Below are 684 nucleotides of genomic sequence, written 5' to 3' on the forward strand. Positions count from 1 at the left end.
AGTAGCAATAGCTAAAGTAATTAAAGCTTTTAAACTTAAACCTGACTGTCATTGTACATCGAAATATCTGAATAACCTCATTGAGCAAGATCACCGTCATATTAAAGTAAGAAAGACAAGATATCAAAGTATCAATACGGCAAAGAATACTTTAAAAGGTATTGAATGTATTTACGCTCTATATAAAAAGAACCGCAGATCTCTTCAGATCTACGGATTTTCGCCATGCCACGAAATTAGGGATATGTTAGCCAGTTAAGGGAACAACGACATGATAAAATGGTAGTTAGCTATATTTTTCTAACTTTGCAACAGAACCATCATTAAATAACCAATATAGCAGTTATATCGATAAATACATAGAGCATTTAGAATCAGAAATTCGACAAAAGAATCGACAAATTGACGATTTAACAATTGCATTAAAACAAGAACAATCTTTGAATTTAAATAGCCAAAATATATTAAGTAATACCAAAAAAATAGAAACTGATAATATAGATTCAAAAGAAGATATCATTACTCCAAAAGCATCAAAAAAAATGAACAAAAACAATCTATCTTTTCTAAACTATTCAAAAAAAAATGAACAAAAACAATCTATCTTTTCTAAACTATTCAAAAAAAATAATGAGTCTGGGACATAAACCCTAGAGAAATAGCCAGTAAATGAGTTTTAACAAT

The 684-nt window shown here is 28.5% G+C and carries 1 protein-coding gene and 1 pseudogene; both read left to right on the forward strand.

Features of this window, described 5'->3' with window-relative positions; genetic code table 11:
• The coding region (locus ACVBFA_RS11655) for a DDE-type integrase/transposase/recombinase (RefSeq protein WP_196507111.1) at positions 1–259 on the forward strand (259 nt) is incomplete at its 5' end.
• Between the two features lie 61 nt (positions 260–320).
• Positions 321–589: pseudogene (locus ACVBFA_RS11660) on the forward strand (hypothetical protein); the annotation flags it as partial.
• Between the last annotated feature and the right edge of the window lie 95 nt (positions 590–684).

The organism is Staphylococcus sp. MSU001 (assembly GCF_052976705.1).